The organism is Spirosoma koreense (assembly GCF_054777875.1).
Window position 1 is genome coordinate 617,172 of sequence record NZ_BAAHAC010000002.1, and the last position, 16,617, is coordinate 633,788.

Annotated in this window: 13 protein-coding genes and 1 tRNA gene; 9 read left to right on the plus strand and 5 right to left on the minus strand. The window is 51.5% G+C overall.

The window, feature by feature from the left end:
- Positions 1-80: 80 nt before the first annotated feature.
- Positions 81-557: an RrF2 family transcriptional regulator gene (locus ACYVC2_RS03130; RefSeq protein ID WP_461100819.1), complete on the minus strand. Its 477-nt coding sequence runs from the start codon at positions 555-557 to the stop codon at positions 81-83.
- 451 nt (positions 558-1,008) lie between these two features.
- Between ACYVC2_RS03130 and ACYVC2_RS03135 the strand changes: the two genes are divergently transcribed.
- Entirely contained in the window at positions 1,009-4,233 is a 3,225-nt protein-coding gene (locus ACYVC2_RS03135) for a TonB-dependent receptor (protein WP_461100820.1), read from the plus strand.
- Positions 4,234-4,507: 274 nt separating this feature from the next.
- Here ACYVC2_RS03135 and ACYVC2_RS03140 read toward each other — a convergent pair whose 3' ends face one another.
- Both ACYVC2_RS03140 and crcB read right to left on the minus strand, forming a co-directional pair.
- Complete coding sequence (locus ACYVC2_RS03140) at positions 4,508-5,914, minus strand: M14 family zinc carboxypeptidase (protein ID WP_461100821.1); 1,407 nt, start codon at positions 5,912-5,914, stop codon at positions 4,508-4,510.
- A gap of 52 nt (positions 5,915-5,966) precedes the next feature.
- Entirely contained in the window at positions 5,967-6,356 is a 390-nt protein-coding gene (crcB, locus tag ACYVC2_RS03145; protein ID WP_461100822.1) for a fluoride efflux transporter CrcB, read from the minus strand.
- A gap of 131 nt (positions 6,357-6,487) precedes the next feature.
- Between crcB and ACYVC2_RS03150 the strand changes: the two genes are divergently transcribed.
- Positions 6,488-7,789 carry an APC family permease gene (locus tag ACYVC2_RS03150; RefSeq protein ID WP_461100823.1) on the plus strand — a complete coding sequence of 434 codons (1,302 nt, stop codon included), beginning with the start codon at positions 6,488-6,490 and terminating at the stop codon, positions 7,787-7,789.
- A 13-nt stretch (positions 7,790-7,802) separates the two neighbouring features.
- On the plus strand, positions 7,803-8,870 hold the full coding sequence (locus ACYVC2_RS03155; RefSeq protein ID WP_461100824.1) for a hypothetical protein: 1,068 nt from the start codon (positions 7,803-7,805) through the stop codon (positions 8,868-8,870).
- Positions 8,871-8,925: 55 nt separating this feature from the next.
- Here the strand turns inward: ACYVC2_RS03155 and ACYVC2_RS03160 are convergent, their stop codons facing one another.
- Positions 8,926-10,137 carry a D-alanyl-D-alanine carboxypeptidase/D-alanyl-D-alanine-endopeptidase gene (locus tag ACYVC2_RS03160; RefSeq protein ID WP_461100825.1) on the minus strand — a complete coding sequence of 404 codons (1,212 nt, stop codon included), beginning with the start codon at positions 10,135-10,137 and terminating at the stop codon, positions 8,926-8,928.
- 188 nt (positions 10,138-10,325) lie between these two features.
- Positions 10,326-10,724 carry a peptide-methionine (R)-S-oxide reductase MsrB gene (gene msrB / locus ACYVC2_RS03165; RefSeq protein WP_461100826.1) on the minus strand — a complete coding sequence of 133 codons (399 nt, stop codon included), beginning with the start codon at positions 10,722-10,724 and terminating at the stop codon, positions 10,326-10,328.
- Positions 10,725-10,877: 153 nt separating this feature from the next.
- On the opposite strand from msrB, the gene ACYVC2_RS03170 reads away from it, so the two are divergent.
- From ACYVC2_RS03170 to ACYVC2_RS03195, 6 genes are all read left to right on the plus strand, one after another.
- On the plus strand, positions 10,878-12,791 hold the full coding sequence (locus ACYVC2_RS03170) for a RecQ family ATP-dependent DNA helicase (RefSeq protein WP_461100827.1): 1,914 nt from the start codon (positions 10,878-10,880) through the stop codon (positions 12,789-12,791).
- Positions 12,792-13,013: 222 nt separating this feature from the next.
- Positions 13,014-13,475: a DUF2141 domain-containing protein gene (locus tag ACYVC2_RS03175; RefSeq protein WP_461100828.1), complete on the plus strand. Its 462-nt coding sequence runs from the start codon at positions 13,014-13,016 to the stop codon at positions 13,473-13,475.
- Between the two features lie 111 nt (positions 13,476-13,586).
- Positions 13,587-13,663 (plus strand) — tRNA-Pro (locus ACYVC2_RS03180).
- 195 nt (positions 13,664-13,858) lie between these two features.
- Complete coding sequence (locus ACYVC2_RS03185; protein ID WP_461100829.1) at positions 13,859-15,292, plus strand: anthranilate synthase component I family protein; 1,434 nt, start codon at positions 13,859-13,861, stop codon at positions 15,290-15,292.
- Between the two features lie 60 nt (positions 15,293-15,352).
- The gene (locus ACYVC2_RS03190) at positions 15,353-15,919 is read left to right on the plus strand and encodes an anthranilate synthase component II (protein WP_461100830.1); all 567 of its coding nucleotides are present in this window, start codon (positions 15,353-15,355) and stop codon (positions 15,917-15,919) included.
- Positions 15,916-16,596, plus strand: coding sequence for an SAM-dependent methyltransferase (locus ACYVC2_RS03195; RefSeq protein WP_461100831.1), 681 nt, complete (start codon positions 15,916-15,918; stop codon positions 16,594-16,596). The genes ACYVC2_RS03190 and ACYVC2_RS03195 overlap by 4 nt, the downstream gene beginning before the upstream one ends.
- Positions 16,597-16,617 lie beyond the last annotated feature (21 nt).

The following is a 16,617-nucleotide window of genomic DNA, read 5'->3' on the forward strand; positions in this document are numbered from 1 at the left end:
AAGCTGAAAAGCCGTTGGCCGTTAAGAAGTTAACTTCTTAACGGCCAACGGCTTTTCAGCGTACGCCGAATTATCTAGTCTTAACTTGAGGGAACATCGGTTAATTCAGAAGTACCAATAGCCATTTCTTTAACCGTCGATGCGATCGATTTCTGGAATGTCACCAGGGTAGTATTTTCATAAACGCCGAGGTTAGCATCCCGGACCTGCTCCATAATCGGCCGCAAAGCGCAAGTGACCTCATCGTCGCAGTCGTCGCATTTAACGTAAAAATTGAACGATACACAGGGAGTCGGGGCTATCGGCCCGTCGATCACGCGCAAGACTTGTGCCAGATTTACCCGCCCCGGATCGACACGTAACAGGTAGCCTCCGCCCTTTCCTTTCTGGCTTTGCAGAATACCGTGATTGCGTAATTCCAGCAGGATGGCCTCCAGAAATTTTTTCGGAATATTTTCTTTTGCTGAAATGTAAGAAATCAGAACAGGGCCTTTTCCGTATTCTTCGGTTAAGACTTTAAGGGCCTTAATGGCGTATTTGGCTTTTTTGGAAATCATTATTGCGGTGGGTTACAGTTATTACGAGCAGATGGGTTGATGTTGATAGCAGGCCCTTAGGAGCAGCCAAATTAACAAGTACTTAACAATCAGCCAAAAGCTTTACGGGCTTTCCCCAAAAAGTGTGTACTGATTTTTTACCTACTAATTTACTAGATTTATTTTTGAACATTGATGAACTGCCTAAAAGTTCATGGATTTAGTCGAGTAATAGACGTTTAATCAAAGCCGAAGTAACGCATACTCTGTAATATCAGGTGTATTTCCGTTTTACGGCTGGTTTTACAATGGTAGACAAAATCGCTAGATAAACCTGCTTAGGCCGGCGAAATTTATCCGTAAAACTCCTTAACAAAACCTTAACGTTGCCTTATCATTTGATAACATTTGCCTAACACGCTACGTGTGGTTTTCCCTGAATTTTGCAGCGAAATCACCTCGTTATCAGCAGATGAAGTTTTCTTTCCCCACATTTTTACTCACAGTCCTATTTATTGTTATCGGCTCAGCCGCCTGGGCACAGGTAACAACCAGTGGTTTGAGTGGCCACATAACCGACGCCAAAAAAGAAGGGCTGCCCGGCGCCACCGTTCAGGCAGTGTATACGCCCACCGGCACGAAATATGCGACCGTCACGGATACCGACGGTCGTTTCCGTATTAATAACATGAACGCGGGTGGGCCTTACCAGGTAGTCGTTACCTATGTTGGCTACAATACGGAAACGCTCTCGGATGTAACCCTGCAACTGGGCGAAACATCCAACCTAAACGTAACCCTGAAGGATGCCAGCGCGCAGCTCACGGAGGTTGTCGTAAAAGGCAATCGCGAGGGCGAACGTCAGGGCGCGGGCCTTAGTGTCAACAACGAAACCATCCGCCGATTACCCACCATTTCGCGTAGTCTGACCGATATGACCCGGTTGTCGCCCCAGGTGAACAACAATAACTCGTTTGCCGGTACAAATTTCCGCTATAACAATGTAACGGTCGACGGCGCTATCAACAACGACGCTATCGGCTTCAGCCCCTCGCTGGGTGGTTCGACGGGTACGTCGGGGCAGCCCGGATCGAGCACGCGCACCAACCCAATCAGTCTCGACGCTATTCAGGATATTCAGGTGGCCGTAGCACCGTTCGATGTCCGGCTGGGGAACTTCCTGGGGGGCTCGGTCAATGCCGTAACGCGCAGTGGTACCAACGAAGTAACGGGGTCTGTATACGCCTTCGGCCGGAACGCGGCTCTGACGGGCGGCTGGAACGGTGCATCGAATGCCAAAGAGAAACTGCCCAGCACTTTTCATGAATACCAGACAGGGGTTCGGGTTGGTTTTCCGCTCATTAAAAACAAATTGTTTTTCTTCACCAACGAAGAAATCACCCGTCGGCAGGACCCCGTTCAGTTTCAGGCTGGTTCGCCCAGTTCACTCATCAAGGACGTTGCGGTTGCCCAGCAGCTCAGCACCTTCGTGAAAGAAAACTACGGTCTCGACGCTGGCGCATACGGAGACTACGCCATCTATTCGAACAGCACGAAGTTCTTCAACCGTCTGGACTGGAACATCAACGATAAAAATCAACTCAGTATCCGGAACAATACGGTGTTTTCGGAAGCTACCAACCTTGAGCGCGACGCGCAGAACTTTCGCTTCGGGAGCATCGACTTCAAGCAGAGCAACAACCAGAGCAGTACGGTAGCCGAGCTGAAAAGTCAGTTCAGCGGACGGGCTTCCAACAGCCTGATCCTGGGTTATTCGAGCGTGCATGATTTCCGGAATACACTGGCCAATGTCAGAACTTTCCCGCAGGTCGAAATCGCCTACAACGGCGGTACGATCTTCCTGGGTAATGACCGCGAAGCTTCGGTATTTAACATGCGTCAGAAAACCTTCGAGCTGACCGACAACTTTACTTTCTATCTGGGCAAGAACACGTTCACGGTCGGTACGCACAACGAATTTTATACCATCGATTATGGATTCGTCAACTCGCCCAACGGACGGATTTCGTACCGCTCGGTCGACGAGTTTCTGGCTAAATTACCCAACCGGGTTCGGGGCTCTTATCCGTTTGCCGATCCGACGAACAACCTGGACAACCAGTTCAACAATCCGTATGCGCACTTCAACGTCAATCTGTTGAGCTTCTACGTACAGGATGACATTCAGTTGACGGATCGCCTGAAACTATCTCCCGGTATTCGTCTGGATTACGCCGGTCTGCCCAACAAACCCATTCTGAGTCAACAGGTAACCAGCTCGGCGGGCGATCCGACGAATATGGGCAAGACCTACAGCTTCACCCCACTGAACCAGATTCGGAACAATTACCTGAACAACGTCCAGATTTCGCCCCGCTTAGGCTTTAATTTCGACGTACTGGGCGATAAGAGCATAGTGATCCGCGGTGGAACGGGGCTGTTTACGGGCCGGATTCCGTTTGCCTGGTTAGGGTATGCCTTCTACAACAACGGGGTAGGGTATGGTGCGTATGACTTCAACAACAATGCTACAGCCACGACGAAACTGGTTGGCGATCCGCTGGTGCCCAACGGAGGTCTGCTGATCAACAACAACCCGGCAAACGGCGGGGTAGCCCGAACCCAGGTCGACCTGATCGACAATAATTTCAAGATGCCGCAGATGTTCCGCAGCAACGTAGCCGTCGACTACACCATCGCTGGATATAAGCTTACCCTCGAAGGCTTGTATACGAAGGTGATCAACGACCTGAAATTTCAGCAGGTGAACACCAAAGACGTGGTTCGGTACTACAGCTACGACACGCAGCACCAGCAGCCGATTTACGTAGCCGCCAATGGAACCGCCGGTGCCCAACGCATCGACAACAACTTTGCAAACGCCTACCTACTGTCGAATACCAACAAAGGATACCGCTACAGCCTGACGGCACAGGTGCAGAAAAATTATTCGGCAGGTTTCGGTTTCTCAGCCGCGTATACGTATGGCAGATCGTACGACATCACCAACGGTATCCGGAATTCGATGGAGTCGAACTGGCAGCTGAACCAGGCGCTGAACCCCAACGATCCGCAACTGGCCTACTCTAACTTCGACATTCGTAACCGCATCGTAGGTACGATCAATTACCGGAAGACCTGGAACCCGGCCAACGCTACCACCGTAACCTTATTCTACTCGCTACAGTCGGGCACACCTTTCTCGTGGGGGTACGTCAACACAACGGTCGACGGATCGGCGCAGGCAAACAGTCTGGCTTATATCCCGCGTGACCTGACCGAAGCACAGAAGCTGTTGCCGACCGGCACACAGGCCGCGGACTTCATGGCCTTCGTCGAATCGGACCCCTACCTGAAAACCCGGAAGGGTGACTTCACTGAGCGGAACGCCGGACGGACGCCCTGGAACAACACGATGGATCTGCGCTTCCTGCACGAGATCAAGCTGAAAGGCCGTCAGTCGATTCAGATCAGCTACGACATCATCAACTTCCTGAACCTGCTGGACAAGAAACTAGGCTACTACTACTTCTCGCCCAACACGTTCAACTCCACCGCATCGGTGGGTCTGTCGCGGGCTACCAACCCAGCCACGGGTGATCCGACCTTTACCTGGTCGCGTCCGTCAGCGCCTTACTCGATCGATCCGCTGGGATCACGCTGGCAGATGCAGTTGGGAGCACGGTACTCGTTCTAACGTTTCTCACCTAATCAGAAAATCGCCCGACTGCATAGTCGGGCGATTTTCGTTTATCCGGGTTAGTCAGTTATTGATGACTAGTTCGTTGAGGATTACTCAGACTTACTGACAAAGAAAAAAGCCAGAGCACAGCCCTGGCCTTTCTATGCGACACCAATATGAAATTTAATAGTACTATATGGGATGAATGACAGGACAAAGCTACGCATCAGCTATTATGCAGGCGTTATGCCAATGTTATGGTAGCATTATTTCTGGTAACGTCCCGCCGTCAGTCAATTACGCCATTTTGCAGGCCAGTAGGTGCATCTTTCCAGAAGCCATTTACGAAGCGATATTGAATTCGGTTGCCGTCCATCAACAGAAAAGTTGGAATCTGCTCCAGTTGAAGCGGCTGTGCTGGTAGTTCACCTTCATGCAACACATGAACGGGCTGAAGCGGAAACGTATCCTTAGGCACTTTTCGCACTGGAAAGGCCAGAATACCATCGCGTCGGAGCGCCGTCAACTCCAGTTTATCCAGATCGGTAACGGAGTCAAGGGTGTCTGTATAGATCTTCGCCGGTACCAGCGTCAGCCCGGTCGCGTCGATTTCTTCGAGCCCATGGAACGTCGACAGATCGCCGATGTCTTCGACCGTACTTTTGTAAGAGAACGTATGAGCGGCCGGGTCGTTCACTTCCTGATGGTTGATCCCCACATCGACCAGAACGGGCCGCCCTTCGCGCTTAACCGTAACGTTCCGGATCAGCACGTCGAACAGCGGACGACCATTCTCCGGAATGTCAGTATAGTCTGCCGGATTTTCCTGTTTGTACGAACCATCGGCAATGGCTTTCAGCGCCGATAGTATCGCAACAAAGTTCAGTTGCCGGATCGCCATTTTTTCCGAGTCCCCTTTGTAGCCACCCGATTCGATCAACACGAGAGTCGTACCCCACTTCTGAATGTTATCGCCGAATGCGCGCGGTTCGAATTCGTCATCGTAGCGGGCAATCTGGCCCGGCACGAATTGTTGCAATACCCGGTTCATGCCCACAATCAACTGCATCGACCGCTGCCGAATATCATTGACGTTACGCTCCTCGTCGTAGGCGGTAGCCAGAAATGAAACGACAGCCTGCTTGCCCGTTTTTCCGACTCCATAGCGCGGATTCTGGTCATGCAGGTTAAAGCCGACCAGGGGTTTGAGGGTCTGCTGAAGGTTTTTGAGCAGCATGCCTTCCGGCGTTTGCAGTCGTAACGCATCACGGTTCATGTCGATATCCGCGGCCGTCCGGCGCTGAAACCGCTCGGCACCATCAGGATTGAGCATGGGCACGAAGTAAAGCGTCGCCTTGGTCAGGATCACCCGGCGGAAGTCATCGAACCCATCATTTTTCGCTTGTAGAAAGTTGAAGATGTCGAACAGGGCCATGGTGGCGGTCGCTTCGTCGCCATGCATCTGACTCCAGAGCAAGACGTTCGTCGACCCTGTTCCGGCTTTTACCTGATAGATGGCCCGTTTTTCCAGCGATTCGCCGGCCTGACTGACCACCAGGGGGCTACCCAGGTTATTTAGTAAAGGAAGAATAGCTGCATGCTTGAACCGCCTGTGGGTTAACGTTTTCTCTTTGTAGGTCTCGTGAGCATCGTATAGCCGGTGGGCTATGTCCTGGGCAAGTGAATTCGTTGACATTATGAACAGGAACGCTAAAAATATGACAAATTGGGCATGGCGTTTCATGGTTTCAGAGTTTTTGGCCCAGCCACAGCCCTCCGGACGAAGCCAGCAAACATAGCATGATGTTGAGGAAGATGTTCAGCAGGGCTGTGGTTGGACGACCGTTTTGTAGCAATAAAACCGTATCGTAGCTAAAACTCGAAAAGGTACTGAGTCCTCCGCAAAAACCAACTCCGATCAGCAAACGCGCTTCGTCGCCCGCCGTCCGGCTTATGGTCCACCCAACAACCGCGCCTAGTGTGAAACTAGCCACAACATTGACAAGCAGAATAGCATTGGGAAACGGGGGTCCCAGCAAGGTAGTCGGTATCCACCGGCCGGCCAGGTAGCGCAGTAAACTCCCTGCTCCACCGCCCACAAACACCAGTACCGACGGGTGCATCAACAAGCCTCTCATACGAACAAACTTACGAAAAAACGCGGACGAGACGGGGTAACGGTCTTTAGTGCGACCGAACAAGCCCCTTTTTTGTCTATCATTGTAGCTTACCATTCCACGGATTCAACAACCTGCTCATCTGCCGTACTATGGCCCAGAACCAGCTCAAAAAATTATTAGGCGTCGGTTTCGGCGTGGCCGTAACCATTGGCGGTACGGTCGGTACGGGCATTTTACGTAAACCAGGACCCATTGCGCAGGACATCGGCAACCCGACGCTCATCATTGCGGTCTGGCTGGCCGTCGGCGTTTATGCACTGGCCGGGTCACTGTCGGTCATGGAACTCGGCACGATGCTGCCGAAAGCAGGGGGCTGGTACGTCTACGCCCGGCGGGCATTTGGCAATTACGTCGGGTTCGTCATCGGCATCAGCAGCTGGTTGGGGAGCGTATCGGCAATGGCGTTCGGAGCCGCCGTTATGAGTGAATATACGGCTTTGCTCTTTCCATCCATTACTGATTATCAGAAGGTTGTAGCTGTCGGCATTCTGGCATTGTTCGTGGCGTTTCATTCTATTGGTGTACGGCTAGCCAGCCGGGCGCAGGAAGTGATGAGCTTTCTGAAAGCGGTTGGTCTGCTGGTGTTCGTCATTGTCTGCTTTACCGTGAAGCCAGATCAGCCAGCAGTTTCGGCAGAAACCCTTCGGCCGCTGGCCGAAGGAGGGCTCTGGGTAGGTATTCTGGCAGCACTCCAGTCCATTTTTTACACCTACGACGGTTGGCACACAGCGGCTTACTTTACGGAAGAAGACGTCGATCCCAGCCGAAACCTGCCTCGCTCCATGATCAGCGGGGTACTGCTGATTATCGGCATATACATTCTGGTCAATCTGGCGCTGCTGTACGTTCTTCCGCTATCGGCATTGGCCGGTTCGAAACTCCCCGCTGCCGATGCCATACAATTGTTGTTCGGACCGGGCAGTGCACAGGTAGTGACGTTTCTGCTCATGATCTCGATCATGGGGATCATCAATGCGCAGATCATGTTCAACCCACGAGTTATTTTCGCCATGGGGCGGGACGGACTCTTTTTCCGGTTCGTTACCTACGTCAATGAAGGTGGAACACCCACCTACGCTACGGCCCTGACGGCGCTGGCCTCTATCCTGATGATTCTGACCAATACCTACAGCAAGCTTTCCGACATTGCTACCTTCTTTTTCGTACTTTGTTATGCATCGTGTTTTGCAGCCCTGATCCGCCTTCGACACACCGAACCGGAACTGCCCCGGCCCGTGCGTGCCTGGGGATATCCCGTTTCTACCTGGACACTACTGATTGCGTCGCTGGCTTTTCTGGCGGGTGTGGTCATCGGCGATTTTTCGAGCAGTTTATACGCGGTTGGCTTTATTGTGGTGAGCTATCCGATCTATTTGCTGGTAAGACAGTAAATCTTTAAGCGCCATGAATGAATTTTCGTTAACGGAAGCCGTCGTTTACCAGCATGAAGCGCTTCGTATTGTGGTAAAAAAAACAGCAAACTCCGCAGCCGTAACTCTACTGAAACGTACCGTGTATGGGTCTAACGGAATTCGATACCAGCATACGGGACATAGCAACAAAATCAACCAGCTCAATAACCCTTTCTTCTTCCATTTATTTAAGAATGAGGACCTTGTCGGCGTTTATTGCCTTGATGAGCGCCCCATCGCCGGATTCGACGGACAACCCGTAGCTGGTTTTTACGGACGTTATCTGTCCATCGATGCGCCACAACAGGGCAAAGGCTACGGGCGCTTACTAAAACTACAGGCGGTCAACTACATAAAAAGTAAGGCCAAAAAACCACTTGTCTTCTACTCCTACATCGAAGAACAAAATACCCGATCGCTCCGTATCTCCAACCGCGAAGGATTTACGGCTGCGGCTATACTTAAAACCTTCGTTTTCAGACGCTATTCACCGAAAATCGACTCCCGATTCGCGCGCTTATTAGCGGCTGACAAACCGATTTTGCTAGCTGAGCTGAGGTCATTCTATGCAACTCACCAGCTGACAACTTTCGCTAAAATCGGGTATCAGAACAACTATTTTGTTTTAAAGGAAGGCAACGAAATTCTGGCGGGCGTTCAGGCCATTCCGGTTTGCTGGAATTTTTCGAGTATGCCCGGCGCCAGTGGCTGGATGATGATGCATGTTCTGCCGATCTTTTCGGCGACAAGGCGTTTTTTCAATCCGCATCAATACGCCTTTCTCGCGCTGGAAGGTATTTATTTGTCGAAAGGCCAGGAAGAGCTCTTGCCCATTCTACTGGAAAGCACGCTGGCCCATTTCGGTTATCATTCAGCCCTTTTGCAAATCGATACGAAAGATCCAATCAACACGTTGCTCGCCAACTCAACGCAAATGGGATTACTGAGCGGATTTCAGAAAAACATTCTTACCCACGTTATGGTACTGGAAGTACCCGAAGCGCAGAGGCTATTCAAACGTGACCAGCCCGTTTACGTTTCTTCGTTCGATTTCACCTAGGTAACGCGGGTTCGAACCCGCTTTTTTAAGCGTTGCGGATTAACACCCGCGCTATCTAAAACCTGTCCCGGATTTTCCCGAGCATTTCGGCTGTGCGCTGGCGCATTTCGCTGACCGATTGCGTAAAATTATTGTGCATAATACTGAAATACAGCACTTTGCCACGCCTTGTCAGGAGGTAACCACTTAAGTTATACACGCCCGTCATTGAGCCGGATTTGGCAAACACGTAAGGCTGGCCCTTCGTAACCAGACTTCGTAACGTACCCGACTGACCGGCCGCGGGTAGCAGGGCAAATAGCCGCGCCTGAGGCACTTTTGCGTACAGTCGACCCAACAGATCGATAAAGACATTGGGTGTAAACAAGTTATAACGTGACAAGCCTGACCCATCGCTCCATTTAGCAGGCGAAGGTTTCGCTGATGCATAATGCAAAACACTGTCGATCAATATACTTCGTTCAGCATCGGGGTCAAGTTGAGATCTGTTTCGCTCGGCCGAGATCATGAGTAGAATCTGTTCGGCAAACTGATTGTCGCTGACGTAGAGCATGCGCTTGTAGAGCGAATCCGTCGGTGAGCTGCGAACCAGTCGGGTATTGGCAGGAATAGGCATTGGCAGCACGCCAACTGGCCGGTGGAGCGTGTCAGTCAGCAATTGAGCGGCCAACTCAGCCGACCAGCGGAATGGAACATCCTGACGGGCTGGTTTTGTTTCACCACCCCGGATAAACTGGTTGCTAAACTCAGACCGATGAATTCCGGACCGTACTGGCTGATTCGAAAGAACCTTGAGGCTGTCCATAAACCGACGCGGACTACCGGACCCGTTGCGAAAGCGGACAACATTCCCGTAGATTGGCAAGGGGGCCAGTTCGGGCGAATAATCGTCGTTGTAATCATCCCAGGCCCAGCCTGCTCCGAAGCGTGGGCCGGTATAGTTAGCACCGGAGAAAAATAATTTCTCCGCTCGATTTCGCAAAAACGACAGGACGGTGGTATCGGGCAAATCAGGATGAAGCAGAAGCGGGTTTCCGGTTCCCCAGAAAATCAGTGAATCGTTACGGACTACGTAACGCAGCGTGGGTAATGAGTCGGATAAATTCAGCAGACCCGTGTAGAAACTGAACAGCTTGGTGTTCGAGGCTGGCGTAAACGGTTTGTCGGCGTTATGCTGAATCAGCGATCGCTTACGGACTGGATCGTAAAGCGCTACCCCTGTAAAATGATCGGTATAGATTGGACTAGTCCGAAGCTCGCGGCTCATCCGTCGGGCTGGCGAACAGCCAACAAGTAATCCCAGACACCCACAAAGTATAAATATCCTCATAGCGAAAGCGGCAGGTTGGCCAAGCTGGCTACAAACCTACAGACAACCAGCCGCTTTTGCATATGGGTTCACAGACTTCTGCCCGCTTATTAAATGGTTTCAGAGCAGACGGAAGTCCGCGATTCTTAGCTGGTTCGCTTCAGCACCAGCGAAACTGAGTTCAGGCAGTATCGCAAGCCGTTGGGGGGCGGACCGTCGTTGAAAACATGGCCAAGGTGGGCGTCGCAGACATTGCAGAGTACTTCGATCCGGAACATGCCATAACTGTAGTCTTTTTCCAGCCGGATGCGCTCTTCTTCGATCGGTTCGGTAAAGCTTGGCCAGCCGGTTCCCGACTCAAACTTGTTTTTCGACTCGAAGAGTTCGGTACCACAGCAGACGCAGGCATAAACACCGGGGTCGTGGGTTTCGCAATATTCGCCCGTAAAGGCGCGCTCGGTGCCTTTTCCCCTGGCCACCTGGTATTGCTCCGGGGTCAGAATCTTTTTCCACTCCTCGTCGGACTTAATTACTTTTTGGATCATTGTAGGTTAATTAATGGTTGAGCATGCCTATAAACGCAAAACCGTCACCACTCCGATTTGTCTTTTCTGCATCGTAAATTTGCGTAATAGTCGTAGATAGTCGTTAGTAAACAGTTGCTGGTTCCTATCTATTGACGACTAACGATTACTGGCTTGACTATCCGGCAGATTTTACAGCAGTTCTGGGGATATCCCAGCTTCCGGCCAATGCAGGAAGATGTGGTGAAGGCCGTGCTGGCCCGGCAGGATACGCTTGTGCTGATGCCGACGGGGGGCGGCAAATCCATTTGCTTTCAGGTACCCACACTGGCGATGAAAGGGGTATGCATCGTGGTAACGCCCCTGATTGCTCTGATGAAAGATCAGGTCGAACAACTCCGCAAGCGAGGCATTCCGGCCGCGGCTATTTACTCTGGCATGCACTACCGGGAGATTGATACTACCCTCGACAACTGCATTTACGGCAACACAAAATTTCTGTATGTTTCGCCCGAACGGCTTCGCACGGAGATCGTTATCGAGCGCGTCAAGCAGATGACGGTTTGTCTGCTGGCCGTCGACGAAGCGCACTGTATTTCGGCCTGGGGGTATGATTTCCGGCCACCTTATCTCCAAATCGCTGAATTCCGTCAGTATATCCCCGGTACGCCGGTCATCGCGCTGACAGCATCGGCCACCCCCGATGTTCAGAAGGATATTGTCGATAAACTGGTGCTGTATGAACCCCAGATTTTTCGGCAGACATTCGCCCGGCCTAATCTATCGTACTCGGCGGTCCTGGAGGAAGGTAAAGAAGCACGGCTGCTGCGCATTCTGCAGAACGTGCCAGGTGGCGCCATCATTTACGTACGGAGCCGTCGGCAAACGCAGCAGGTAGCTCAATGGCTCGTCCGGCAGGGTATCTCCGCCGATTTTTACCACGCCGGTCTGACCACCCAACAGCGCACCGAGAAGCAGGATGCCTGGATTCAGGACCGAACGCGGATCATGGTGGCCACCAATGCCTTTGGCATGGGTATCGATAAACCAGATGTGCGGACAGTGATACATTTGGACGTACCTGATTCGCTGGAAGCGTATTACCAGGAAGCAGGCCGGGCCGGCCGCGACGGACAGAAAGCGTATGCCGTCATGCTGTATACGAACAGCGACCTGGAAAACCTGCGCCACCGTACCGAGCAGTTGTATCAGCCTGTCGACATGCTCCGCCGGGTTTATCAGGCGGTTGCCAATTATACTGCGGTGCCGGTGGGTGGGGGCGAGTTCAGCAGTTACGATTTCGATTTAGTGGCGTTTACCGATACTTTCAGGCTCCCGCCCCAGGAAACGCACTATGCGCTGAAACAGCTGCAACTGGAAGGGTTTATTCAACTGAACGAAAACTACTTCCACCCGTCCCGGCTGACCATAGTGCTGGACAATCGGCAGTTGTATGAATTTCAGGTGATGAATCCGCGTTTCGATTCGTTTCTGAAATTGTTGCTGCGCATGTACGGGGGCGAGTTGTTCACCGATTTCATCACGATCTCTGAATCGACACTGGCGCGGACGTTCCTGATCAACCAGAGCGAGATCGAAGGTTTACTCCAGCAGTTGCATCAGCGCAACGTAGTTATCTACGAGAAGCAGAAAGACAAACCGCAGCTAACGTTTCTGACTCCGCGTTACGACGCTCCTACCTTACCCATCAACGTAGCCGAGCTGAACCGACGGAAGGAGCTGGCGATGCGAAAAGTGCAGGCCGCCATAGTGTATACCGAACACACCACCCAATGCCGTACCCGGCTGCTTCAGGCTTATTTTGGCGAGAAACCGGGCGAAGCCTGTGGTATTTGCGATAACTGCCTTAAGAAAAAAAAGAAAGCGGACAATGCGTCAACTGTGGTACGGGAGCAGGTACGCGAATATGTTGCCTTGGCGAATGGTCCGGGAATCTCTCCCAAACAACTTGCGCATTATTTTGCGCAGACCGATGCCGATGCACTTGCGCAGACCGTGAAGCAAATGCTGGCCGAAGAAGAAATTCGCTACACCAAAAGCGGCAACCTGACCCTGAACGCTACGTAATTTTTTTCGACAGTATTGACAGCATTGTTTGTCTTCACAAAATCTTGTTCATCCTGTCAATCCTGTCGGTAAAGCCCTTTCCGAACCTCCCACCGCGCGGGTAAATATCCCTGCTCATGCTATTCATCCCAAAGCGTGCGGTTTATCCCTTCGTTTTGACCTGGAAGGTAATCGTCCAGTATGTTTGCATCGAACAAAAACAAACGCAATCCATAACACCCGATGAGAACAACAATCGCTTCCGCCTTTATCGCCCTTATTATTAGCTGCACGGTTGATCAATCCAGCCTGGCCCAGCAGTCAACCTCGCCGACTCCCGCCGGAACCACCCATAAACTGACGGTAGTGGTTTCGAATGTCAATAACCGCAGCGGGAAGCTTTATGTGGGTCTGGCTAAAGATAAGGCCAGCTTTACGGGTGAATCCATCCAGCGAAAAGCTGTTGATGTAACCCCATCGGGTGAGATTACCACAACGTTTGAAGCGCTGGCTCCAGGGCGTTATGCTGTCCGGGTTTATCAGGACCTGAATGACAACCAGAAGATGGACTTTGCCGGTCAGATGCCCTCGGAGCCGTTCGGTTTTTCCAACGTGACGATGCTGATGGGACCACCCGATTTCGACGAATCTTCTTTTGAAGTAAACGCAGACAAAAGCATCAGCATCCGAATGATTGAAATGTAACGTCGACGCCTTCGGTAGTCCATTGCAAAAGAATTTGTGGATTTTTTCCAGAAAAAACTAGTTGGGCATTGTCCGGAATAAAACAAAGACATTATCTTTGTGGCCTCAATGCGGGGTGTAGCGCAGCCTGGTAGCGTGCTACGTTCGGGACGTAGAGGTCGTGGGTTCGAATCCCGCCACCCCGACCAACAACTTTTGAGATAGAAACACATGATTAATACGGTTAACAACATGATTTGGTGGTGGCACTCTCCTACGTTGGGATGAGGGTTGCCGTTTTGTTGTTTACCAACAGATTTCCTACAGGCTCACCGTCATCCCGGTGAGCCTTATTTTTTTTCCGCCGTACTATTCCATTTACGATCGACTAAAGACGAACAATTATGATCACCGACCTGAAACCTGCCTATCGCGTTGTCAGTCGCCACAAGCGTATGCTGGCCGACATCATTACCCCCGTCAGTATTTATCTGCGCATCCGCGATCGTTTCCTCAACAGCATTTTGCTCGAAAGCTCCGATTATCACGGCAATGAGAACAGTTTCTCCTACATCGCTTTCGACCCCGTTGCGCGATTTGCCTACGATTCTGGCCAGCTTACCCTGCAACTACCCGGCGAACCCGAGCAGACGAGTGCGTTGCCGATTCAGCACATGCGGGAAGCACTGCAACAGTTTAAAGATAGTTTCCGGCACGAGAAAGCACCGTTTTCGTTTATCACAAACGGTCTGTTCGGCTACTTTGGCTATCCGGCTGTGCAGGGTTTCGAAGATATAACCTTACACGCACCCATTCCTGCTGAAAATCAGATTCCGGCGGCCGTTTTTATGGTTTACCGGTATGTACTGGCGATCAATCACTTCAAAGATGAGCTGTATCTGTTCGAACACAGCTACCTCCGGGATGGTGAAAGCGAGCCCGAGAGTACACTCGACTACATCAGCGACCTGATAACGGGTCGTAATTACCCAACCTACTCGTTCAACACAGCCGGGCCCGAGCAATCCAACTTTACGGACGACGGGTTTCGGGAAGTCATTCAGAAAGGAAAAGACCACTGCCAGCGGGGCGACGTGTTTCAGATCGTGCTGTCGCGCCGGTTTTCAACGCCGTTCACAGGTGATGAATTCAATGTCTACCGCGCGCTTCGATCGCTGAACCCTTCCCCCTATCTGTTTTACTTCGATTATGGCAACTACAAACTCTTTGGTTCTTCGCCCGAATCGCAGATTGTCGTCAAAAATCGCCAGGCCACCATTTACCCGATTGCCGGCACCTTCCGACGCACGGGCGATGATGTTCACGACGCCGAACTCGCTCAGAAACTCTACGACGATCCTAAAGAATCGGCCGAACACGTGATGTTGGTCGACCTGGCCCGGAACGACCTGAGCCGCAACTGTAACGTCGTGAAAGTAGAGACGTTTAAAGAGGTTCAGTACTATTCGCACGTCATTCACCTGGTATCGAAAGTTGTGGGTGACCTGACCGAATCGGCGGACCCGCTGCAGATCGTAGCCGAAACGTTTCCCGCCGGTACGCTCTCCGGTGCTCCCAAACACAACGCCATGCAGCTCATCGACCGATACGAGAGCCTGAGCCGCAGTTTTTATTCCGGTAGCATTGGCTACATGGGTTTCGATGGCGAGTTCAACCACGCGATCATGATCCGGACGTTCATGAGTAAAGACAATACCCTTTATTATCAGGCCGGTGCCGGCATCGTGGCCAAATCAGTCGTAGAAAGCGAATTACAGGAAGTACATAACAAACTGGCCGCTCTGCGAACGGCTATCGAACAGGCAAAACAATTGTAACGGTAACGCGGGTAGAAACCCGCTTCAAAAATAAACTGCGGGTTTCTACCCGCGTTACGTATGAAACTTCTGGTCCTAGACAATTACGATTCGTTTACCTATAATCTCGTGTACATTCTGCGGGAGTTAGGTGTACAGCCCGACATCATTCGGAACAACAAAATTGCACTCGAAGACGTCGACCAGTACGACAAGATCATGCTTTCGCCGGGACCGGGCATTCCCTCCGAAGCGGGTATCATGCAGGAACTGGTACGAGAGTATGGCCCGACCAAAAGCATTCTGGGCATTTGTCTGGGCCACCAGGGCATCGGTGAAGTATATGGAGCGCAGCTGGAAAATCTTGGCGATGTTCTGCACGGGGTAGCGCACCGAACGAGCATAACCGATCGATCGGAACGGCTATTCGCCGACATCCCCGAGCAGTTGACCGTTGGCCGTTATCACTCCTGGACGGTCGTTCCCGAATCGATGCCCGCCGACCTGCGCACCACGGCCGTCGACGAACAGGGGCGCGTCATGGGTTTATCCCACGTTCGCTTCGACGTTAAAGGACTGCAATTCCACCCCGAATCCGTACTGACGGAGAACGGAGTAAAAATGATTGAAAACTGGTTGGCGATATGAAGCTGGCCGAAATTGTACCCTGGGGTCGAACACGAGAGGAGTATCGACGTATGTTCAACCTGACCGAGGCTGATCTACGTAGTCGAATTTTGGGGGTAGGTGATGGACCAGCCAGTTTCAACGCAGAGCAAACAGCTGTTGGTCACCCGGTCGTTTCAATTGATCCAATCTATGCTTTTTCGGCAGAGGAGATTGAAAAACGCATTGGGGTCACTTATCAGGAAATTATTGAGCAATTACGAAACCATAAGGAGCAGTACAACTGGACTTTATATCAGAATGCTGACGAACTAGGCGATGAGCGAATGAAGGCCATGAAGCAGTTTCTGACTGATTATGAAAACGGGCGGCAACAGGGGCGCTACCAAACCCATGGGTTACCTGCCCTGCCCTTCTCCGATCAGTCGTTTGATTTAGCGGTATGTTCACATCTGCTTTTTCTGTACTCCGACCAATTATCGGAAGCATTTCATCTGGCGTCAGTCCAGGAGTTAATTCGAGTCGCTAATAAGGTCCGCATTTTTCCATTGATTTCGCTAGCTGGAAAGCCTTCCCCTTACCTGAAACCTGTACTGGCTGACTGTCAAGCCACCCGTATTCAGGCAGAAATTGTAGATGTTCCGTATCATTTTCAAAAAGGAGCCTATCAAATGCTTCAATTAACCCGAATCGCTTAACATTTAATCGTTCACGCATTA